This window comes from Streptomyces sp. JK94, assembly GCF_053613315.1.
In genome coordinates this window covers 84067-104388 of the sequence record NZ_JBSICH010000007.1, presented here as the reverse complement: position 1 = coordinate 104388, position 20322 = coordinate 84067, and the positions used below count along the sequence as shown (strand labels likewise).

The 20322-nt window shown below is 72.8% G+C and carries 17 protein-coding genes; 11 read left to right on the top strand and 6 right to left on the bottom strand.

What is annotated here, in order from left to right; translation table 11 throughout:
- Window positions 1-361 precede the first annotated feature (361 nt).
- Window positions 362-1849 carry a peptidoglycan D,D-transpeptidase FtsI family protein gene (locus tag ACVV2G_RS07090; protein WP_453841726.1) on the top strand — a complete coding sequence of 496 codons (1488 nt, stop codon included), beginning with the start codon at window positions 362-364 and terminating at the stop codon, window positions 1847-1849.
- A 31-nt stretch (window positions 1850-1880) separates the two neighbouring features.
- Here ACVV2G_RS07090 and ACVV2G_RS07085 read toward each other — a convergent pair whose 3' ends face one another.
- Window positions 1881-2273 (bottom strand): winged helix-turn-helix transcriptional regulator, encoded by a 393-nt coding sequence (locus tag ACVV2G_RS07085; protein WP_453841725.1) that lies wholly within the window; start codon window positions 2271-2273, stop codon window positions 1881-1883.
- A 149-nt stretch (window positions 2274-2422) separates the two neighbouring features.
- On the opposite strand from ACVV2G_RS07085, the gene ACVV2G_RS07080 reads away from it, so the two are divergent.
- The 7 genes from ACVV2G_RS07080 (at window position 2423) to ACVV2G_RS07050 (ending at window position 12188) form a co-directional block, all read left to right on the top strand.
- Complete coding sequence (locus tag ACVV2G_RS07080) at window positions 2423-3304, top strand: DUF2797 domain-containing protein (RefSeq protein ID WP_453841724.1); 882 nt, start codon at window positions 2423-2425, stop codon at window positions 3302-3304.
- A 378-nt stretch (window positions 3305-3682) separates the two neighbouring features.
- Entirely contained in the window at window positions 3683-4423 is a 741-nt protein-coding gene (locus ACVV2G_RS07075) for a response regulator transcription factor (protein ID WP_453841723.1), read from the top strand.
- The gene (locus ACVV2G_RS07070; RefSeq protein ID WP_453841722.1) at window positions 4420-5970 is read left to right on the top strand and encodes a sensor histidine kinase; all 1551 of its coding nucleotides are present in this window, start codon (window positions 4420-4422) and stop codon (window positions 5968-5970) included. The genes ACVV2G_RS07075 and ACVV2G_RS07070 overlap by 4 nt, the downstream gene beginning before the upstream one ends.
- Window positions 5971-5984: 14 nt before the next feature.
- Window positions 5985-7571 carry a bifunctional glycosyltransferase family 2/GtrA family protein gene (locus ACVV2G_RS07065; RefSeq protein WP_453841721.1) on the top strand — a complete coding sequence of 529 codons (1587 nt, stop codon included), beginning with the start codon at window positions 5985-5987 and terminating at the stop codon, window positions 7569-7571.
- Window positions 7568-9742: an ArnT family glycosyltransferase gene (locus tag ACVV2G_RS07060; RefSeq protein WP_453841720.1), complete on the top strand. Its 2175-nt coding sequence runs from the start codon at window positions 7568-7570 to the stop codon at window positions 9740-9742. The genes ACVV2G_RS07065 and ACVV2G_RS07060 overlap by 4 nt, the downstream gene beginning before the upstream one ends.
- 52 nt (window positions 9743-9794) lie before the next feature.
- Window positions 9795-11306 carry an MFS transporter gene (locus ACVV2G_RS07055; protein WP_453841719.1) on the top strand — a complete coding sequence of 504 codons (1512 nt, stop codon included), beginning with the start codon at window positions 9795-9797 and terminating at the stop codon, window positions 11304-11306.
- A gap of 123 nt (window positions 11307-11429) precedes the next feature.
- On the top strand, window positions 11430-12188 hold the full coding sequence (locus ACVV2G_RS07050) for a TetR/AcrR family transcriptional regulator (RefSeq protein ID WP_453841718.1): 759 nt from the start codon (window positions 11430-11432) through the stop codon (window positions 12186-12188).
- Between the two features lie 535 nt (window positions 12189-12723).
- Here ACVV2G_RS07050 and ACVV2G_RS07045 read toward each other — a convergent pair.
- Window positions 12724-13131 carry an STAS domain-containing protein gene (locus ACVV2G_RS07045; RefSeq protein ID WP_453841717.1) on the bottom strand — a complete coding sequence of 136 codons (408 nt, stop codon included), beginning with the start codon at window positions 13129-13131 and terminating at the stop codon, window positions 12724-12726.
- A 263-nt stretch (window positions 13132-13394) separates the two neighbouring features.
- Between ACVV2G_RS07045 and ACVV2G_RS07040 the strand changes: the two genes are divergently transcribed.
- Together ACVV2G_RS07040 and ACVV2G_RS07035 are read left to right on the top strand one after the other, a co-directional pair.
- On the top strand, window positions 13395-14102 hold the full coding sequence (locus ACVV2G_RS07040) for an ANTAR domain-containing protein (RefSeq protein WP_453842043.1): 708 nt from the start codon (window positions 13395-13397) through the stop codon (window positions 14100-14102).
- Between the two features lie 18 nt (window positions 14103-14120).
- Window positions 14121-14822 (top strand): GAF and ANTAR domain-containing protein, encoded by a 702-nt coding sequence (locus tag ACVV2G_RS07035; protein WP_453841716.1) that lies wholly within the window; start codon window positions 14121-14123, stop codon window positions 14820-14822.
- Here the strand turns inward: ACVV2G_RS07035 and ACVV2G_RS07030 are convergent.
- From ACVV2G_RS07030 to ACVV2G_RS07020, 3 genes are all read right to left on the bottom strand, one after another.
- The gene (locus ACVV2G_RS07030; RefSeq protein ID WP_453841715.1) at window positions 14805-15626 is read right to left on the bottom strand and encodes a YceI family protein; all 822 of its coding nucleotides are present in this window, start codon (window positions 15624-15626) and stop codon (window positions 14805-14807) included. The genes ACVV2G_RS07035 and ACVV2G_RS07030 overlap by 18 nt on opposite strands.
- Before the next feature lie 108 nt (window positions 15627-15734).
- Window positions 15735-18209 (bottom strand): MFS transporter, encoded by a 2475-nt coding sequence (locus ACVV2G_RS07025; RefSeq protein WP_487248105.1) that lies wholly within the window; start codon window positions 18207-18209, stop codon window positions 15735-15737.
- Window positions 18210-18294: 85 nt separating this feature from the next.
- The gene (locus tag ACVV2G_RS07020; protein ID WP_453841713.1) at window positions 18295-18795 is read right to left on the bottom strand and encodes a MarR family winged helix-turn-helix transcriptional regulator; all 501 of its coding nucleotides are present in this window, start codon (window positions 18793-18795) and stop codon (window positions 18295-18297) included.
- Between the two features lie 208 nt (window positions 18796-19003).
- Here ACVV2G_RS07020 and ACVV2G_RS07015 point away from each other — a divergent pair, with 208 nt between their 5' ends.
- Window positions 19004-19201: a hypothetical protein gene (locus tag ACVV2G_RS07015; RefSeq protein WP_453841712.1), complete on the top strand. Its 198-nt coding sequence runs from the start codon at window positions 19004-19006 to the stop codon at window positions 19199-19201.
- A gap of 23 nt (window positions 19202-19224) precedes the next feature.
- Here the strand turns inward: ACVV2G_RS07015 and ACVV2G_RS07010 are convergent, their stop codons facing one another.
- A complete protein-coding gene (locus ACVV2G_RS07010; RefSeq protein WP_453841711.1) occupies window positions 19225-20163 on the bottom strand; it encodes an RNA polymerase sigma factor SigF in 939 nt (312 codons plus the stop codon).
- Between the last annotated feature and the right edge of the window lie 159 nt (window positions 20164-20322).

Here is a 20322-nt window from a genome sequence, read left to right as displayed (position 1 = left end):
GCTGCGAGTCCGCCCCTGATGCGCGAGGCCAGGTCGAACCGCCGTTACACCATCGCTCGGAGGTGACGGCAGCCTTGACGGCAACGACGGCACACGGGCGCACATGATCGCCAATCTGTGCAAACGGAGTGAGGGACCGCAGGCAGTCTTCACAGTGCGGTGCCCGATCCTACGGATCAGAAGGTTGCAGGTTCGAATCCTGCCGAGTGCACAGCAGGCCCGAGGTCCCGTCGAGCAGTCGACGGGGCCTCGGGCTTTTCCACACCCGGGTGATGCCCTCTCGGGACTGTGTCTAGGGTGTGCCCATGTTGCGAGGACGCGTCTTCATATCCATCCGGCCGATCCTTGACGGGGGAGACCGGTGAACAAGCCGCTGAGGGCTGTGGCGATCTTCTGCGGGCTGCTGGTGCTCGGTCTGCTGATCCGCGCGAACTGGCTGCAGTACGTCCGGGCGCCGGAGCTGGCCTCCGACACCAAGAACCGGCGGGTGCAGATCGAGCAGTTCGCCACCCCGCGCGGGGACATCATCGTCGGTGGCCGGGCCATCACCGGCTCCGCCGAGGTGAAGGGCACCGACCTCAAGTTCAAGCGCACCTATGTCGACGGGCCGATGTACGCGCCGGTGACGGGCTACGCGTCGCAGGCCCAGGGCATGACGCTGCTGGAGAAGACCTACGACGGCATCCTGACCGGCAAGGACGACCGGCTGGCCTTCCAGAGGTTCGCCGACGTCGTCAGCGGCGAGGGGCGGCGCGCCGGGTCGGTGGTGACCACCATCGACCCGAAGGCGCAGAAGGCCGCCTGGGAGGGTCTGACCGACCTGAAGGGCGCGCGGGGTGCCGTGGTCGCCCTCGACCCGGCGACGGGGAAGGTGCTGGCCATGGTCTCGGCGCCGTCCGCCGACCCGTCGGTGTTCGCGGGCAGTACCTTCAAGGAGTCCGACCGCTTCGTGGCGCTGGACAAGGACAAGCGCAAGCCGCTGGCCAACCGGGCGCTGCGCGAGACCTACCCGCCGGGCTCCACCTTCAAGATCCTCACGGCGGCCGCCGCGCTGGAGCACGGGGTCGTCACCGACGTCGACGCCCGCACGGACGCCGTGTCCCCCTACCCCCTGCCGCAGTCCAGCAACAAGATCGGCAGCGAGGCCGGCGACGCGGTCTGCGACAAGGCCTCGATGAAGACCGCCATGCAGTACTCGTGCAACAACGTCTTCCTCGACGCCGCCGCCGAACTGGGGCAGGACAAGCTGCGGGAGACGGCCGAGAAGTTCGGCTTCAACGAGAACGTCTACTCCGACGACTTCGGGGACCTGCTCGCCACGAGGAGCATCTACCCCGAGGACCTCGACGCGCCGGGCACCGCGCTCACCGGCATGGGGCAGGGCAGCCTCACCAGTACGCCGATGCAGATGGCCCTGGTCACCGCCGGGCTGGCCAACGACGGCAAGGTGATGCAGCCCTACATCGTCGACGAGGTCAAGGGCCCCGACCTCGGCACGCTGGAGAAGACCGAGCCCGCGGTGATGAGCGAGGCGGTCTCCGCCGAGACCGCGCAGAAGGTCCAGCAGATGATGGAGTTCACCGCCGAGGAGGGCAGCGCCCGCCGCGCCCAGATCGACGGCATCACGGTCGGCGGCAAGACGGGTACCGCGCAGCGTGGTGTCGACGTGAACGACGAGGTGCCGTACGGCTGGTTCGTCTCCTACGGCAAGAAGGACGACGGGACCTCCGTCGCCGTGGCCGTCTTCATCGACCCGACCGACATGGACATCTCCCGTGAGGACATCTCCGGTGGCGGTCTCGGCGCGCCCATCGCCAAGAGCGTCATGGAGGCGGTCCTGAAGCAGTGACGCCGCCGCGGGTGGCGTCGCGCCGGGTACGTCAGGTCTTCGTCGCGTCGTACGCGTCGCGGGCCCGCTCGACGGCCGCCATCCGCCGCTCCGTCCACAGGGCGAGGTCCCGGACCTGCTCGGCGGCCTCCCGGCCGAGGTCCGTGAGGGAGTAGTCCACGCGGGGCGGGATCACTGGCTTGGCGTCCCGGTGGACCAGCCCGTCGCGCTCCAGCGTCCGCAGGGTCTGTGCCAGCATCTTCTCGCTCACCCCGCCGATCTCCCGGCGCAGTTGGCTGAAGCGGTACGAGCGGTCCAGCAGGGCGATCAGGACGAGGGTGCCCCAGCGGCTGGTGACGTGCTCCATGACCAGGCGCTCGGGGCACGTCGAGGCGTCGTCGGCGACGCGCGCGCGGTTCACGAGGGTCGTCCTGCTGTCGGCCATGTCCGTACCCTACTCACCGATGGGCACTTTCGGCAGGAAAGTGCGTGCTCGGCCAGGTGGGGCGGCTCCTCGCGCTCCGCCGTGCGCCGTGCGTGGCGTTGTCCGTTGCCGAGGGGCGTTGTCAGTGGTGGCTCGTAGTCTCGACGGTGATGGCACAGGCGTGGAAGTGCTCGGGGCTGCGGTGGACGGCCGACGGTCCCGTGCTGACGTGGGTCGGTGGGCGGCGCAGTGCGCTGACCCGGGGGAAGCGGGTGGCCTTCGCGGTCGCCGAGGGGGGTGTGCGCACATGCGGGGGAGCGCGGGGGCACGCGTGTCCGACCGGGACGGCCGTGTCGGGACGGAGTACGGGGGCGCGGTGCGAGGAGTGCGCGCGGCTGGACCGGGCGCACTCCGTGGCCGCCGACACGATCGCGGACGATCCGCAGCCGTACCGCGTCTACCTGGCGTGGTTCGGGCCGGGGCTGGTCAAGGTGGGGATCACCGCGTACGCGCGGGGAGACGCCCGGCTGCTGGAGCAGGGGGCGGTGTGCTTCAGCTGGCTGGGCCGCGGCCCGCTGATGGCCGCGCGGCGCACCGAGGAGCTGCTGCGGGCCGCGCTGCGGGTGCCCGACCGGATTCCGTACGCCCACAAGCGGGCGGTGCGGGCGCGGTTGCCCGGGGCGGAGGCTGAGCGGCTGGCCGAGATCGCGGAGCTGCACGCGCGGGCGGTGGGGCTGGGCGGCTGGCCGGAGTCGTTGACGCCGGAGCCGTTCCGGGGCGTGGACCACGCGGGTGTCTTCGGGATCGCGGGGACGGACTGCGGGCCGGCCGCCGTGGCGGAGGTGGCCGAGTTGGTGGCGGGCGGCGCGGTCGGAGGTGAGCTGGTGGCGGCCGCGGGGCCGGATCTGCATCTGGCGACGGAGCGCGGGGTCGTCGCGCTCGACACGCGGCTGATGACCGGGTGGGAGCTGGTGCCGGCCGGGGGCGTGCCGTGCACCGTGCCCGTGCGGGAGTTCAGGCGGGAGGCCGGGGTGCAGGACGGGCTGTTCTGATCCCGCCCCCCCCGTGCGCGGGCGGGGCGGACGCGGGCGGGCGCGATCGTGGCCGCATGAGTGACCGCGAGGCCGGCCGGGTCCGCCGGTTCTGGGAGGGGCTCGGGCTCTGGATGGGCTGGTGCTTTCCGTCGCCCCGGGGCTGGATGGGCTGGTGCTTTTCGTCGCCCCGGGGCTGGATGGGCTGGTGCTTTCCGTCGCCCCGGGGCTGGATGGCCCGGCGCTTTCCGTCGCCCGGGGCCGGATCGCCCCGCCTCGTCCGGCTCCCCGCCCACCGCGGCCGGGCTGTCCGGTGCCTGAGTGCCCCCTGTGGGTTTCTCAGAGAAATCACAGCTTGGGGAAAGGGTGTTCTCAGAGGGCCCCGGCATCGTCTCCGGTATGACCACGACCTCGCCCCAGGGGCGCACCGAACTGCTGAGGCCGGACGGGAGCCCCGTCCGGGTGCTTGTAGTGGACGACGAGCTGTCGATCACCGAGCTGCTGTCCATGGCCCTGCGGTACGAAGGCTGGCAGATCCGCAGCGCCGGGGACGGGCACGGCGCCGTCCAGGCCGCGCGCGAGTTCCGGCCCGACGCCGTCGTGCTGGACATGATGCTGCCGGACATGGACGGCCTGAGCGTGCTGGGACGGCTGCGCCGGGACCTGCCGGACGTGCCGGTGCTGTTCCTGACCGCGAAGGACGCGGTCGAGGACCGCATCGCCGGGCTGACCGCCGGCGGGGACGACTACGTCACCAAGCCGTTCAGCCTGGAGGAGGTCGTCGCCCGGCTGCGCGGACTGATCCGGCGCTCCGGTGCCGCCGACCGGCGCTCCGACTCCGTCCTGGTCGTCGGCGACCTCACCCTCGACGAGGACAGCCACGAGGTGACCCGGGGCTCCGACAACATCCACCTCACCGCCACCGAGTTCGAGCTGCTGCGGTTCCTGATGCGCAATCCGCGGCGTGTGCTGAGCAAGGCGCAGATCCTGGACCGCGTGTGGTCGTACGACTTCGGCGGGCAGGCCAACGTGGTCGAGCTGTACATCTCCTACCTGCGGCGGAAGATCGACGCCGGCCGGGAGCCGATGATCCACACCCGGCGCGGCGCCGGCTACCTGATCAAGCCCGCGGCGTCATGAGCCGCCGGCGACGACCGCGGCCGCGGCCCCTGCGGACGCGGCTCGTCGTCGCGTCCGTGGCGCTGATCGCGGTGGTGTGCGCGGTGATCGGGACGGTGACGACGGTGGCGCTGCGGTCGCACCTGTACGACCAGCTCGACGGGCAGGTGCACGAGGTCGCGCTGCGCGTGTCCGGGTTCGGGCCGCCGGACGGCCCCCTGGACGACGGCGGGGGCCCGCAGCGGATGGACCTCGACGCGTTCGTCACGCACGGCCCGCAGCCGCGCGGCACGATCGTCGCCGAGGTGCAGGGCGATGACGTCGTCGACGCCACGTACGGCAAGAAGGACGACGAGAGCACCGACTTCAGCCGGACCACGGCGGTCTCCCTCGGCGAGGCGGGCCGTGCCGCGCTGGCCTCCGTCCCCCGGGACGGCGGCGCGCACACCGTCGAGGTCCCCGGCCTCGGCGACTACCGGGTGGAGTACCACGACGGCTACTACGCCGCCGTCCCGACCGCCGACGTCACCGAGACCATCAACACCCTGGTGCTCGTGGAGGCCAGCGTCACCGCCGCCGGCCTCATCGCCGCCTCCCTCGCCGGCACCGTCATCGTCGGCGTCGCCACCCGCCCCCTGCGCAGGGTCGCCGCCACCGCCACCCGGGTCTCCGAACTCCCCCTGCACGCGGGCGAGGTGAACCTCGACGAACGCGTCCCGGACGCCGAGTGCGACCCGCACACCGAGGTCGGCCGGGTCGGTGCCGCGCTCAACCGGATGCTGAACCACGTGCACGGAGCGCTGCACGCACGGCAGGAGAGCGAGACACGGGTACGGCAGTTCGTCGCGGACGCCAGCCACGAGCTGCGGACGCCCCTCGCCTCCATCCGCGGGTACGCCGAACTCACCCGCCGGGGACGGGAGCAGGTGGGCCCCGACACCCGGCACGCGCTGGGCCGCATCGAGTCCGAGGCCGGGCGGATGACCCTGCTGGTCGAGGATCTGCTGCTGCTCGCCCGCCTGGACGCGGGGAGGCCGTTGCGGTTCGAGCGGACCGATCTCGTACCGCTCGTCGTGGACACGGTGAGCGACGCCCGCGCGGCCGGGCTCGACCACAACTGGCGGCTCGACCTGCCCGAGGAGCCGGCGCTGGTCTACGCCGACGCCGCCCGGCTCCAGCAGGTGCTGGTCAACCTGCTGGGCAACGCCCGCCACCACACCCCGCCCGGTACGACCGTCACCGCGCGCGTGCGGTGCAACGGCGCGTGGCTGTGCGTGGACGTCGAGGACGACGGGCAGGGCATCCCGGCCGAGTTGCTGCCGCGGGTCTTCGAGCGGTTCGCGCGCGGTGACTCCGCACGGTCCCGGGCGACCGGTTCGACGGGCCTCGGGCTCGCGATCGTGCAGGCCGTGGCGACCGCGCACGGCGGTGCCGTGACGGTGGACAGCGTGCCCGGCCGTACGGTCTTCACCTTGCACCTGCCCCTGCCGGCCCCGGAGGGGCCGTCCGGCCAGGGCCCCTCACAGGCACAGCACAGCCTCACCACACCGGTGCGACAGGGGAGTTGAGAAGAGTCGGTGCCATGCGAACCGACTCTTCTCCCGGCTCCCTGCCGGCGCGGGAGCATCTCCCGGCCGCAGGAGACCGTACGCCCGTCCTGGACGTAGTGATCCCCGTCTACAACGAGGAGACGGACCTCAGGCCGTGCGTCCTGCGGCTGCACGAGCACCTCACGCAGACGTTCCCGTACGGCTTCCGCATCACGGTCGCGGACAACGCCTCCACGGACGCCACCCCGTACGTCGCCGCGCGGCTGGCGGACGAGCTGACGGAGGTCACGTCCGTCCGGCTGGAGCAGAAGGGGCGGGGCCGCGCCCTGCGCACCGTCTGGTCGGCGTCGGACGCGCCCGTCCTCGCCTACATGGACGTCGACCTGTCCACCGACCTGAACGCGCTGCTTCCGCTGGTGGCCCCGCTGATATCCGGTCACTCGGACCTCGCGATCGGCTCCCGGCTCGCCCGCGACTCGCGGGTGGTGCGCGGTGCGAAGCGGGAGTTCATCTCCCGCTCCTACAACCTCATCCTGCGCGGCTCCCTCCAGGCCCGCTTCTCCGACGCCCAGTGCGGCTTCAAGGCGATCCGCCGGGACGTGGCCCAGGTACTGCTGCCGCTGGTGGAGGACACCGGCTGGTTCTTCGACACCGAGATGCTGGTGCTCGCCGAGCGCGCGGGCTGCCGCATCCACGAGGTGCCGGTCGACTGGGTCGACGATCCGGACTCGACCGTGCACATCGTGCGGACGGCGACCGAGGATCTCAAGGGCGTGTGGCGGGTCGGCAAGGCCCTGGCCACCGGTTCGCTGCCGCTGGACCGGCTGGCCCGGCCGTTCGGCGACGACCCGAGGGACCGGGAACTGACGGACGTACCGCAGGGCCTGGCCCGGCAGCTCGTCGGCTTCTGCGTCGTCGGCGTCCTGTCCACCCTCTTCTACCTGCTGCTCTACAGCGGCTTCCGCCTCTTCTCCGGTTCCCAGGTCGCCAACGCGCTCGCCCTGCTGGTCTCGGCGGTCGCCAACACCGCCGCCAACCGGCGGCTGACCTTCGGGGTGCGGGGGCGGGGCGGTGCCGTGCGGCACCAGGCGCAGGGGCTGGTCGTCTTCGGCATCGGTCTCGTCCTGACCGCCGGTTCGCTCGCCGCCCTGAACGCGGCGACCGCCGATCCCGGCCACTCCACCGAGCTGGCGGTGCTGATCGCCGCCAACCTCGCGGCCACCGTGCTGCGGTTCCTGCTCTTCCGCGCCTGGGTGTTCCCGGACGCGTCACCCGCCGTGGGGCTGCCGGCCGCCGCGGGCGGGGCGCCGGCCGCGCACCCTGCCTACCCCGCCTACCCCGCCTACCCCGCGCACCCCGCGCACCCCGCCAACGCCTCCACCCCCGCGCACGCGACGCACACCGCACCTCCCACACCCTTCGCGCACACCGCACCCCCCACACCCCTCACGCACACCGCACCCCCCGCGGGCGCCTCCCGCGCCGCCGGCGTGCCGGAACCCCGGTACCCGGACCCGTACCGCGCCTGGAGCGATGCGACCGTGCAGCTGCAGCCGGTGCGCCCCGCCGACGCCCCCGCCGACTCCCCCGCCGACACCGACCCGAGGGACGGACGATGACGACGCACCAGGAACCGGCGGTCTACGCCGGGGACACCCGGCCCCGGGACGGGGACGGGGGGCGCTCGCCGGCGGAACCTCCCGGACCCGCGCGGTCCAGACGGCGCGGACTGTGGCGGGGCCGCCCCGAGGACCCCCGCTGGGTGCGCCCGGCCCTCCTCGGCCTGCTGCTCGCCACCGCCGTGCTCTACCTGTGCAACCTGAGCGCCTCCGGCTACGCCAACTCCTTCTACTCGGCGGCCGCGCAGGCGGGCAGCCAGTCCTGGAAGGCGTTCTTCTTCGGCTCCCTCGACGCGGCGAACGCCATCACCGTGGACAAGCCCCCGGCGGCCCTGTGGCCGATGGGGCTGGCGGTGCGGATCTTCGGGCTGAACTCCTGGTCGATCCTCGTCCCCGAGGTGCTGATGGGCGTGGCGACGGTTGCCGTCGTGTACGCGGCCGTGCGCCGCCGGTTCAGCCCCGCGGCCGGGCTGATCGCCGGTGCGGTGCTGGCCCTGACGCCCGTCGCCGCGCTGATGTTCCGGTTCAACAACCCGGACGCGCTGCTGGCCCTGCTGATGTCCGTGGCCTGCTACCTCGTCGTCCGCGCGCTGGAGGACGGCCGGACCAAGTGGCTGGTGTGGGCGGGCGTCGCGATCGGGTTCGCGTTCCTGGCCAAGACCCTCCAGGCCTTCCTGATCCTGCCCGCCCTCGCCCTCGTGTACGGCGTCTGCGCGCCGGTGCGGCTGAGGAGGCGGCTGGGGCAGCTGGCCCTGGCGACCGTCGCGATCGTCGTCTCCGGTGGTTGGTGGGTCGCGGTCGTGGAGCTGTGGCCGGCCTCGTCCCGCCCGTACATCGGCGGTTCGCAGAACAACAGCTTCCTGGAGCTGACCTTCGGCTACAACGGCCTGGGCCGGCTCAACGGCGAGGAGACCGGCAGCGTCGGCGGCGGTGGCGCCGGCGGCGGGCAGTGGGGCGAGACCGGCTGGGACCGGATGTTCAACTCGGAGATCGGCGGCCAGATCTCCTGGCTGCTCCCGGCGGCCCTGATCCTGCTGGTCGCCGGGCTGGTCGCGCTGCGGCGCGGCGGCCGTACCGACGCGGCCCGCGCGTCCCTCCTGGTCTGGGGCGGCTCGCTGCTGATGACCATGGGCGTCTTCAGCTACATGGCGGGCATCTTCCACCAGTACTACACGGTGGCCCTCGCGCCGTACCTCGCCGCCGTCGTCGGCACGGGGTCCGCCGCGCTGTGGGAGCGGCGGGAGCGGGTCTGGGCGTCCCTCGCCCTCGCCGCCGCCGTCACGGCGACCGCGGCCTGGGGGTACGTCCTGCTGGCCCGTACGCCCGCCTACCTGCCCTGGCTGAAGTGGCTGGTCCTGGTCGGCGGCCTGGGCGCCGCGCTCGGGCTGGTCTTCGCCGGGCGCCTGGGGCGGCGGACCGCGCTCGCGGTGGCGGGGCTGGGCCTCGTGGCGTCGCTGGCCGCGCCGGCCGCGTACACGCTGAGCACCGTGGGGGAGGGGCACAGCGGCTCCATCGTCACGGCCGGCCCGTCCGGCGCGACCATGATGGGCGGTCCCGGAGGCGGAGGCGGCGGCCGGGGCGGCGGTCCCGGTGGTGGAGGCTTCCCCGGCGGCGGGAACGCACCCGGACAAGGCCAGGGCCAAGGCCAGGGCCAGGGAGGCCCCGGCGCCGGCGGGTTCCCCGGCGGCGCGCCGGGCCGGAACGGCCAGACGGCTCCGAACGGCAACCAGACGGCTCCGAACGGCCAGAACGGCATGACCGGCGAGGGCCGTACCGGCATGGGCGGAGGGGGTGGCGGCGTGGGCGGTCTGCTCAACGGCGCGCAGGTCGACTCCGAGGCCAGGGAGCTGCTGGCGGCCGATGCCGACGCGTACACCTGGGCCGCCGCCGCGATCGGCTCCCAGAACGCCGCGAGCTACCAGCTCAGCACCGGCGAGCCGGTGATGGCGATCGGCGGCTTCAACGGCACGGATCCCTCCCCGACGCTCGCCCAGTTCAAGGAGTACGTGGCGGACGGGAGGATCCACTACTTCATCGGTGGCGGCGGCGCGGGCGGCATGGGCGGCGACTCCGGCACCTCGTCGCAGATCACGTCGTGGGTCGAGGCCAACTTCCAGGAGATCACGGTCGGTTCGGCCACCTTCTACGACCTCACCCAGCCGACGGCCTGACCGCACCCCGCTCTGCTGTACAGCGTATGGGAGTCCCTCTACGCTGTACAGCATGACGACGTCCTCACCGGAACGGCAACGGCGACCGGGCCGGGAGCCGGCCGCGCCCCCCGTCCAGGGCCATCCGCAGCGCTGGCTGATCCTCGGTGTCATCAGTCTCGCCCAGCTGACCGTGGTGCTGGACAACACCGTGCTGAACGTGGCCATCCCCTCCCTCACCGACGAGCTGGGCGCGGCCAACTCCGACATCCAGTGGATGATCAACGCCTACTCGCTGGTGCAGTCCGGCCTGCTGCTCACCGCGGACAGCGCGGCCGACCGCTACGGCCGCAAGAAGATGCTGGCGACGGGCCTCGCCCTGTTCGGCCTGGGCTCGCTGGCCGCGGGCCTCGCGGACACCACCGGCCAGTTGACCGCCGCGCGCGCCGGCATGGGCGTGGGCGGCGCGCTGCTGCTGACCACCACGCTCGCCGTGGTGATGCAGATCTTCGCGCCCGAGGAGCACCCCAGGGCGATCGGCATCTGGAGCGCGGTCAGCGCGCTCGGCTTCGCCTGCGGTCCGCTGATCGGCGGCTTCGTGCTGGATCACTTCTGGTGGGGCGCGATCTTCCTGATCAATCTGCCGGTCGTGGCGCTGGGCCTGGTCGCGGTCGTGACCCTGGTGCCCGAGTCGAAGAACCGGCAGGGCGACCGCCCCGACCTGATCGGCGCCCTGCTCTCCACGGTCGGCATGGCCGCCCTGGTCTACGCGATCATCTCCGGCCCGGAGCACGGCTGGACGTCGGGCCGGGTCCTGGCCACGGCGGCGGTGTCGGTGGGGGTGCTCGCGCTCTTCGCGTACTGGGAGAGCCGCATCCCGTACCCCATGCTCGACCTCGCCTTCTTCCGCGACCGGCGGTTCACGGGCGCGGTGGCCGGGCTGGTGCTGATCACCTTTGGCATGGGCGGCGCGCTGTTCCTGCTCACCCAGCACCTGCAGTTCGTGCTCGGGTACGGCCCCCTGGAGGCGGGGCTGCGGACCGCGCCGCTGGCGCTGACGGTGGTGCTGCTGAACTTCTCCGGGGTGGCGGCGAAGTGGCTGGCCCGGCTCGGTACCCCGGTGGCGGTGCTGCTGAGCATGGTGCTGATGTCGGCGGGCCTGATGGCCATCGCCACGCTCACCGGCGAGGGCTACGCCGGCACGCTGCTGGGCCTGCTGCTGATCGGCGTCGGCTGCGCGCTCGGCAACCCGGCCATGGCCCACGCGATCATGAGCGCGATCCCGCCGGCCAGGGCGGGGGTCGGCGCGGGCGTCAACGGTACGTTGGCGGAGTTCGGCAACGGACTGGGCGTGGCCGTGCTGGGCGCGGTGCTGAACTCGCGGTTCGCGGCGCTGGTGCCGGTGACGGCGGCGTCGTTGCCGGCGGCGCTGGCCTCGGCGGAGGGCGAGAGGGAGCGGGCCCGGGTGATCGACGCGTTCTCCTCCGGGCTGGAGAGCAGCCAGTCGGTGGGAGCGGTGGCCGTACTGCTCGGCGGGGTGGTCGCGTCGGTGCTGCTGCGCAGGGCGGAGAAGGCGGCCGTCTGAGAGTCCGGGTGGCGGGGTAGTGGTGCCGCTGCGGGCTCGTCGTGGCCGTACCGCGCCGTTCCCCGCGCCCCCTGCGGGCGTCCGGCGGGACCGGCACGTTGATGGGTCGAGGAGAAGGTGCGCATGGCGAAGGCAGGACGGCGGGGGCCGCGGGCCAGTGTCTGGCTGGCGGGTGAGGACCGGCGCGGCGGGCGGCGCGGCGGGCAGCCGTCCGGGCTGGACCGCGAGCGGATCACCGCGGCCACGGTCCGGCTGCTGGACGCCGAGGGCCTGGCCGGGTTCTCCATGCGCCGCCTGGCCGCCGAGCTGAACGTCACCGCGATGTCCGTCTACTGGTACGTCGACACCAAGGACGAACTGCTCGAACTCGCCCTGGACGCCGTCTTCGGCGAGCTGCGCCTCACCGGTTCCGGGACCGGTGAGGACTGGCGCGCCCAACTGCGCACGCTGGCCCGGGAGAACCGCAGGCTGCTGGTGCGCCACCCCTGGCTGTCCCGGCTGACCGGCACCTACCTGAACATCGGGCCGCACTCACTGGCCTTCTCCCGGGCGGTGCAGGACGTCATGCGCCGCAGCGGCCTGCCCGCGCACCGACTGACCAGCGCCATCTCCGCCGTCTTCCAGTTCGTCTACGGCTACGGCACGGTCGAGGGCCACCTCCTCGCCCGGGCGGCGCACACCGGGAGGAGCCCGGACGAGTACTTCCGGGACTCCTTGGAGGCGGTGGCCGACATGCCGCACACCGCGGACGTCGTCGAGGAGTCCCGGGCCCTCATGTCGGCCCGCGGCGGTGACACGGTCGCCGAGATGCTGGACCGCGACTTCGAGTTCGCGCTGGACCTGCTCGTGGCGGGCATCGAGGCGATGGTCGAACGCGGGTGACCGGGCCCCGGCCGGGGCCCGGCATCCGTCGTCTCCGGGTGCGTCAGGCGTCCGGGGCCGGCGCCCGGTGGTCTCCGGGTGCGTCAGGCGTCCGGGGCCGGCGCCCGGTGGTCTCCGGGTGCGTCAGGCGTCCGGGGCCGGCGCCCGGTGGTCTCCGGGTGCGTCAGGCGTCCGGGGCCGGCGCCCGGTGGTCTCCGGGTGCGTCAGGCGTCCGGGGCCGGCGCCCGGTGGTCTCCGGGTGCGTCAGGCGTCCGGGATCGGCACCCGCCGCCACCGGGCGCGTAAGTCGCCCGACGCCCTCCGCGCCGGGAAGCCGCCCCCCGCCACCGGGCCGGCCCCAGTCCGCGACGTCACCCGAATGATCGACTTTCCCGCTCCACCCCGGCCCGCCGGCACTCGTCCCGGTGGGGTCCCCGCGGACTGCCGCCGGCCCGCCGGGTCGGCAGGCCGCCCGGTGCCGGGGCGCACGGAGTCCGGCCACCCGTCCGGGGACACACGGGTGTTGGTCGCGACGTCCGGCGTCCTGCGGGCCGGCCTAGGACGCCGTTCCGCCGCCCGCCCGGCCGCCGGGCCCGCCGACCGTACCGCTCTGCGGACGCAGGGCCTCCGCGAGGTTGTCGTGCACCGGGACGTCCCGGCGCAGGCCGGACAGCTCCATGACACGGGTCGGTACGCCCTGCCGGGCGGCCACCACGCGCAGTTCGGCGCGGCCCCGCAGACGGCGGCGTACCTCGTCGAGGAGGCGGACGCCCTGGGAGTCCATGAAGCGGGTCGCGGTCAGGTCCAGTACGAGGACGCGCAGGTCACCGGAGTGATGGCGCACCGCTGTCATGATCATGGGCAGCAGGCCCATGGCATTGCAGAAGTCGATCTCCTGAGGCAGGGCGAGTACGGCGTAGCCGGGCGGATCGCACGGCTCGCAGGGACGGGGGAGGAAGGTCACGGCACTCTCACCTGGCAGACGTCCGTCGTGCTTCCGGCTAGGCCGCTTCCTGACCCGTCCCCCCATTCCACCACGCCGCCGACGGGATGCGTAAGGCGCCCGCGCGGTCCGTCGACCGGGCGTCACCTGAGCGCAACCGAGCAGCTAGAGTGCTGTCCGTCCTGTGCTCGCAGTCAGGAATGTGCTGCGGAGCTCTCCTGCGCACGGCCGCCAGGCCGTGCACGCCGAAGAGGTTCGTGGTGGCTGCGTCCGAATTTACTGATTTGCCGCGTTTTCCGGTGGGCTTCGAGCTGGCCGAAGCCTTGACGTCGGCGGCTCGGCAACTGCACGCCACGGGCACCCCGGACACCACCCTGACCACCGCGGCCGAGCTGGCGGTGCGCCTGCTGCCCGGCGCGGAGCACGCGGGCATCTCGGAGATCCAGCGCGGCAGCCGGTTCCGCATCCTCGCCTGCACCGACGAGTCCGTGGCCTTCGGCGACGAGTCCCGGCACCCGGCCCGCGAGCCGCACCCGGACTGGGAACGCCTGTGGGCCACACCGGTGGTGCGGACGGACGACAGCGAGGCGGACGGCGGCGGCAACGTCCTCTCCCGCCTGGGCCTGCGCTCGTCGCTCTCCCTGCGGCTGCGGGCCGACCGGCGCCGCCTGACCGTGCTGACGGCGTACGCCCGCAAGCCGAACGCCTTCGACGAGGCCGCGACCCGCGTCGGCCGGCTCTTCACCGCGCACGTCAGTCTCGCCCTGGACGCGGCGACCGTGCGCGAGCAGCTCACCGAGGCCATGCGCACCCGGGACCTGATCGGACAGGCCACCGGCATCCTCATGGAACGCAAGGACATCGACGCGGCCGGCGCCTTCGACTCCCTGGTGAAGGCCTCGCAGCGGGAGAACGTGAAGCTGCGCGACCTCGCCCGGCGCATCGTCGATGCGAACAGGGGTGCGGGGGGCCGAGGCGTCAACGAGCGATGAGCGGATATCCGTACGGTCATGACTGCGGAGATCCCCGACACGCTCGACCAGGCGATGGCGCGCAGCCAGGGCCTCGACACCCTGCTGCGCGATCTGACCGATCGCGCGGTCGCGCACGTGCCCGGTGCCGACGCGTGCTCGGTCACGGTGCGCCGCGCCGACCGGCTGATGACCCTGGCGGGCAGCTCGGGTCTGCCCGCCGGACTGGACCTGCGGCAGTACGAGAACGGCTCGGGCCCCTGCGTCGACGCCGCCGAGACGGGGAGCGTGCAGTACTCCCCCGACCTGTCCGAGGAGACCCGCTGGCCCGCGTACACGGAGTACGCGCTGGCCACCGGCGTGCGCTGTGTGCTGGCGCTGCCGCTGCCCGTCCAGGGCGGGACGGGCGCCGCGCTCAACCTCTACGGCCTGGAACCGGACGGGCTGGCCGAGGGACGCGAAGCGGCCCGCACCTTCGCCGGGCGGGCCGCGGACGCCGTGGCGGAGGCCCTGCGCCTGGAGTTGCAGCAGGCATCGGCGGCCGACGTGCGCACCGCCCTGCTCACCCGCAGCGTCATCGACCAGGCGGTCGGCATCCTCATGGCCCGGGAGCGGATCGACGCCCACCACGCCCTGGAGCGGCTGCGCAGGGCCTCGCAGCACACCAACGTCAAACTCCGGGACCTGTGCGACGAACTGGTGGCCCGCGCGTCCGGCGGCGCCTCACGCCGCCGGCAGTGACTGCCCCTGCACCGCCTGGACGTCCAGCTCGACCCTGAGGGTCGTGCCGATGGCGGCGATGCCGGCCTGGAGGACCTGGTTGTAGTTCATGGCGAAGTCCTCGCGCCGCAGTTCCGTGGTCGCGCGGAACGCCGCCCGGGTGCCGCCCCACGGGTCGGCGCCGGTGCCGAGGTAGGACAGGTCCAGGTCGACGGGGCGGACCACGCCGTGCAGGCCCAGCTCGCCGTGGACGGTCCAGCGGTCCCGGCCGGCCGGCGTCACGCCCGTGGAGCGGTAGGTGATGTCCGGGAACCGCTCGACGTCCAGGAAGTCGCCGGAGCGCAGGTGGGTGTCGCGCGTGCCGTTGCCGGTGTCGATGGAGGCCGCCCGGATCACCGCCTCCACCCGGGACCCGGTGACGTCGTCCGGCGCGATCTCGATCAGCCCGGCGAAGTCCGTGAACCGGCCGTGCACGCTGGAGATGCCCAGGTGCTGGGCGACGGCGGCCACGCTGGAGTGCGCCGGGTCGATGGTCCACGGCCCCGGCGGCGGCAGCTCGGTGCCGCCCTGGCGGGCCAGCGTCACGGTGCCGGCCTCGGCCCGGCCGCTCGCGGTGACGATCGCGCTGGAGGCGGCGGGCGCGTAGCCGACGGCGGTGACGATGACGGTGTACGCCCCCGGCGTGAGCGGGGTGGTGTCCCGCACCGTGCCCTCGGCGTCCGCCTCGGCGCGCAGCACCTGCGTGCCGGTCGTGTCGGTCACCGTGACGACCGCGTGCGACACGGCCCATCCGTCCCGCGTTCGGATCCTCGCGGTCAGTCCCATCCCGTTTTCTCCCTGCAGAGGCTCGGACAGTGGTCGTGAGAGACCGGCCCGTGGCGGGCGGGCGCGCCTCCGCTCGGAGCGCGCCCGCCACCACGGGCCGGGGTCCGGCTACTCGCCCGGGTGGGCGAGTTCGATGTCGTGGCCGTCGGCACCCGGGCCGGCGACCGTCAGGGACGTCGCCACCGGCGGGTAGCCGGTCGCGATGACGGTGTACTCGCCGGCGTCCAGGTCGGTGAAGGCGTACGCCCCGTCCGCGCCGGTGGTGGCCGTGCCGGCCACGTTGCCGGCCACGTCGACCAGCGTGACGCGGGCGTCGGCCAGCGGACCGTGCGGCGCCCGCACGACGCCCTGGACCCGCGCCCCGGCCTGGAGGTCGACCTCGACCCGGGTGACGCCGGTGCCGCCCACCTCGACGGGCAGGGCACGCGGCCGGTAGCCCGCGGCGTTGACCGCGACGGTCACCGTGCCGGGCACCAGCTCGGTGAAGGAGAACTCGCCCGTCTCCCCGGTGGCGGCGGTGGCCAGCAGGTCCCCGCGCACGTCGGTCACGATCACCATGGCGTCGCCGACCGGCAGTCCGTTCTCCACGGCCCTCACCAGGCCGCTCAGCCCGCTGGTGCCGCTGAGCAGGATGTCGTGGGCGACCGGCTCGTCGTGGACGACGATCGTCGTCGCCTGCGGCTGGAAGCCGTCGGCGGAGGCGATCAGCACGTACGAACCCGCGCTCGGCGCGTCGATCCCGTAGGAGCCGTCGGACTGGGCGACCGAGCGGCCCAGCTGGCGGCCCGCCAACGAGATCAGCGTGACGGCCGCCTGCGGGACCGGCGCGGACTCGGCGCCGCGGACGAAGCCGCGGACCGCGATGCCGCCGGAGACCGGTGCCGTGGGCTCGCCGGAGCCGGTCGCCGTGGCGACGGCGGCGAGCCGCTGCGTGGCCGCGGGCTGCGCGCCGGAGCCGGCGGCCGACGGGGTGGTGACCGCACCGGCCGGGGCCGGCTCGGGGGCGACCCGGGTGGCCTCGGCCGGGGCCGGCGCCGCCGGGGAGGCGGTCTCGGCGGTGGCTTCGGCGGCCTGGGCGAGGGCGCCCGAGGTGCGCAGCGGGACCTCCTTGATGAAGAGGGTGACGAGGAAGGCCAGCAGGGCGATCGGGGCGATGATCAGGAAGATGTCGGCGATGCCGTGCCCGTAGGCGCTCTCCAGCCACTCCCGGATGCCCGGGGGCAGCAGGTCCATGTCGGGGATCGAGCCGCTGCCCGAGGCCTTGGCGGCCGCCGCCTGGTCCTGCGGGCTGAGCGTGCCGATGGTGTCCGAGGCGTAGTGGCTGATGCGGGTCGACATCACGGAGCCGAGCACCGAGACGCCCACCGCGCCGCCGAGGGAACGGAAGAAGGTCACGACGGAGGAGGCCGCGCCCAGGTCGCTCGGGGCCACCTGGTTCTGCGTGCAGAGCACGAGGTTCTGCATCATCATGCCGACGCCGAGGCCCATCAGCGCCATGAAGATCGCGACGTGCCAGTAGGGGGTGTCGTAGCGCATGGTGCCGAGCAGGCCCAGGCCCGCCGTCAGCAGCACGCCGCCGGCCAGCAGCCAGCCCTTCCACTTCCCGGTCCTGGTGATGATCTGGCCGGAGAGGGTCGACGAGATGAACAGGCCGCCGATCATCGGGATCGTCATGACGCCCGACATGGTCGGGGACTTGTCCCGGGCCAGCTGGAAGTACTGGCTGAAGTAGACAGTGCCCGCGAACATCGCGATGCCGACGAACAGCGAGGCCAGCGAGGCGAGGGTGATGGTGCGGTTCCTGAAGAGCCGCAGCGGGATGATCGGCTCGCTCGCCCTGGACTCGACGAGCAGGAAGACCAGCGTCAGCACGATCGCCCCGCCGACCATGACGCCGGTCTGCCACGACATCCAGGAGTACTTGTCGTCCGCGAAGGTGACCCAGACCAGCAGCAGGCAGACGGCCGCGGTGACGAAGAAGGCGCCGGCCCAGTCGACCTTGACCTTCCGCTTGACCACGGGCAGGTGCAGCGTCTTCTGCAGCACGATCAGCGCGATGACGGCGAAGGGCACGCCGACGTAGAGGCACCAGCGCCAGCCGAGCCAGCTGGTGTCGGTGATGACGCCGCCGAGCAGCGGACCGCCGACGGTCGCGACCGCGAAGGTGGCGCCCAGGTAGCCGGAGTAGCGACCGCGCTCACGCGGGGAGATCATCGCGGCCATGATGATCTGCGCCAGGGCGGACAGACCGCCGGCGCCCAGGCCCTGGATGCCCCGCGCGGTGATCAGCATCCCGGGGTTCTGCGACAGGCCGGCCACGACGGAGCCGATGACGTAGACGATCAGGGCTATCTGGACCAGCGCCTTCTTGCTGACCAGGTCCGCGAGCTTGCCCCACAGGGGGGTGGAGGCGGTCATCGTCAGCAGCGAGGCGGTGACGACCCAGGTGTAGGCGCTCTGGCCGCCGCCGAGGTCGCCGATGATCTCGGGCAGGGCGTTGGTGACGATGGTCGAGGACAGGATGGCGCAGAACATGCCGAGCAGCAGCCCGGACAGCGCTTCCATGATCTGCCGGTGCGTCATCGGAGCGTCTCCGGTGGAGCCTCCCCCGTGCTTGGCATGAGCCCGCACACCGGCTGGTGTGGTCGTTGCCATGGACTTCCTTTGCTTACGTGGTGATCGCGGGTGTACGGGTGGTCTCGTCGACCTCGGGTGGTGCGGCGGCCCGCGCCTGGGGGGACCGGCAGTCGTCGAAGCTCGCCCTGAGCCTGGTCATGAGCCGGGTGAGCTGGCCGACCTCCTCGTCGGTCCAGTCGCTGAGGCGGTGGGCCAGCAACTGCGTCGTCCGCTCCGACAGCTCGTCCAGCTGGGCCTGGCCCTCGGGCGTCAGGCGCAGGATGCGCGAGCGCTTGTCCGCCGGGTCGGGGGAGCGTTCGATCCATCCCCGGTCGGCGATGTGCGCGACGTGGCGGCTGGTCACCGACATGTCCACGGCGAGCAGCTCGGCGAGCCTGCTGATGCGCATGTCGCCGTGGCGGCCGAGCAGGGTCAGCACGGCGGCGGACCCGCCGGGGCACTCGGCCGGCAGGATGCGGCCCATCTCCCGTTTCACGGCGCCGAAGGCACTGAACTGGCGGATCAGCTCCTCGTACTGCGCCCTCTCGGCCATGCGCACCTCCCGCTTTCGTTGCTTAGGGCAACCATAGGAGTCGTTGGTTGCTACAGGCAAACAAAAAGGGAGCGCCCGGCGACAAAAAGTTGGCAAAGGCACGTATTGCGAACGTAAACGTGCAGGTGATGGGCGGTGACCGTCGGGAAGGGGGAAGCGGGCGCCCCGCGCTTGGGCCCCACCCGCGGATTCGCTAGTGTCTCGGCCCATGGCTAACAACCAGGGCCCCCAGGGCAATTACGACCCCGCAGGCAGCACCCAGATGTTCCGCGCGTTCGTCGACGACGCCCCCCAGACCCGGCAGGCGGCCCCGGCAGCCTCCTCCGGTCCCCGCTTCGGCCTGATCGCCGGGATCGTGGCCGCCGTGGTGATCGTCGCGGCCGTGGCCTGGCTGGCGCTGTCGTAGGGCCGTCGCGTCGTGGGCCGGACTCAGTCCGAGATGAGGCCCTCGCGCAGCTGCGCCAGGGTGCGGGTCAGCAGCCGGGAGACGTGCATCTGCGAGATGCCGACCTCCTCGCCGATCTGCGACTGGGTCATGTTGGCGAAGAAGCGCAGCATGATGATCCGCCGCTCCCTGGGCGGCAGCTTGGCCAGCAGCGGCTTGAGGGACTCGCGGTACTCCACTCCCTCCAGCGCCGTGTCCTCGTAACCCAGGCGGTCCGCCAGCGAGCCCTCGCCGCCGTCGTCCTCCGGGGCCGGGGAGTCCAGCGAGGAGGCGGTGTAGGCGTTGCCCACCGCGAGGCCGTCGACGACGTCCTCCTCGGACACGCCCAGCACGGCGGCCAGTTCGCCGACCGTCGGGGAGCGGTCCAGCTTCTGGGACAGCTCGTCACTGGCCTTCGTCAGGGCCAGGCGCAGCTCCTGGAGGCGGCGCGGGACGCGCACCGACCACGAGGTGTCGCGGAAGAACCGCTTGATCTCGCCGACCACCGTCGGCATCGCGAACGTCGGGAACTCCACGCCCCGTTCGCAGTCGAAGCGGTCGATCGCCTTGATCAGGCCGATGGTGCCGACCTGGACGATGTCCTCCATCGGCTCGTTGCGCGAGCGGAAGCGCGCGGCGGCGTAACGCACCAGCGGGAGGTTGAGCTCGATCAGGGTGTCCCGGACGTAGGCACGCTCCGGGCTGTCCTCGTCGAGCGCGGCGAGCCGCAGGAACAGGGAGCGGGACAGGGTGCGGGTGTCGATGACCCCCGGAGTCGGAAGGGCCTGGGCCGGCACGGCGTCGAGGGTCGGTACGGCGTCGACGGCCTGCACGTCGTCGATGGAGCCGACGGGGCCGATGGGGCCGAGTGCCTCGATCGTGTCGGGCGCGGTCTCGCTCTCCGCGAGCGCGAGCACCTTCGAGCTGCCCTGGTCTGCGGACATGCCACCCCCTTTGGGTCGCGGGACGGTCACGGCACGCGCTCCCACGCCGGGAACGCAGCCTTCACCTGAATACCGGAGCCGAAGCTCCGGCAAACGCGTCTCCGGCAGAATGTCACATGTCGGCAACGCGCTGTAGTGACATGTCGACATCCAAGACGC

Coding starts and splice junctions, on each gene's coding strand:
- ACVV2G_RS07080 (WP_453841724.1), top strand. CDS start 2,423: ATGGCACAGGCGTGGAAGTGCTCGGGGCTGCGGTGGACGGCCGACGGT.
- ACVV2G_RS07010 (WP_453841711.1), bottom strand. CDS start 20,163: ATGTCCGCAGACCAGGGCAGCTCGAAGGTGCTCGCGCTCGCGGAGAGC.
- ACVV2G_RS07085 (WP_453841725.1), bottom strand. CDS start 2,273: ATGGCCGACAGCAGGACGACCCTCGTGAACCGCGCGCGCGTCGCCGAC.
- ACVV2G_RS07075 (WP_453841723.1), top strand. CDS start 3,683: ATGACCACGACCTCGCCCCAGGGGCGCACCGAACTGCTGAGGCCGGAC.
- ACVV2G_RS07050 (WP_453841718.1), top strand. CDS start 11,430: ATGGCGAAGGCAGGACGGCGGGGGCCGCGGGCCAGTGTCTGGCTGGCG.
- ACVV2G_RS07065 (WP_453841721.1), top strand. CDS start 5,985: ATGCGAACCGACTCTTCTCCCGGCTCCCTGCCGGCGCGGGAGCATCTC.
- ACVV2G_RS07025 (WP_487248105.1), bottom strand. CDS start 18,209: ATGACGCACCGGCAGATCATGGAAGCGCTGTCCGGGCTGCTGCTCGGC.
- ACVV2G_RS07020 (WP_453841713.1), bottom strand. CDS start 18,795: ATGGCCGAGAGGGCGCAGTACGAGGAGCTGATCCGCCAGTTCAGTGCC.
- ACVV2G_RS07030 (WP_453841715.1), bottom strand. CDS start 15,626: ATGGGACTGACCGCGAGGATCCGAACGCGGGACGGATGGGCCGTGTCG.
- ACVV2G_RS07060 (WP_453841720.1), top strand. CDS start 7,568: ATGACGACGCACCAGGAACCGGCGGTCTACGCCGGGGACACCCGGCCC.
- ACVV2G_RS07055 (WP_453841719.1), top strand. CDS start 9,795: ATGACGACGTCCTCACCGGAACGGCAACGGCGACCGGGCCGGGAGCCG.
- ACVV2G_RS07070 (WP_453841722.1), top strand. CDS start 4,420: ATGAGCCGCCGGCGACGACCGCGGCCGCGGCCCCTGCGGACGCGGCTC.
- ACVV2G_RS07015 (WP_453841712.1), top strand. CDS start 19,004: ATGGCTAACAACCAGGGCCCCCAGGGCAATTACGACCCCGCAGGCAGC.
- ACVV2G_RS07035 (WP_453841716.1), top strand. CDS start 14,121: ATGACTGCGGAGATCCCCGACACGCTCGACCAGGCGATGGCGCGCAGC.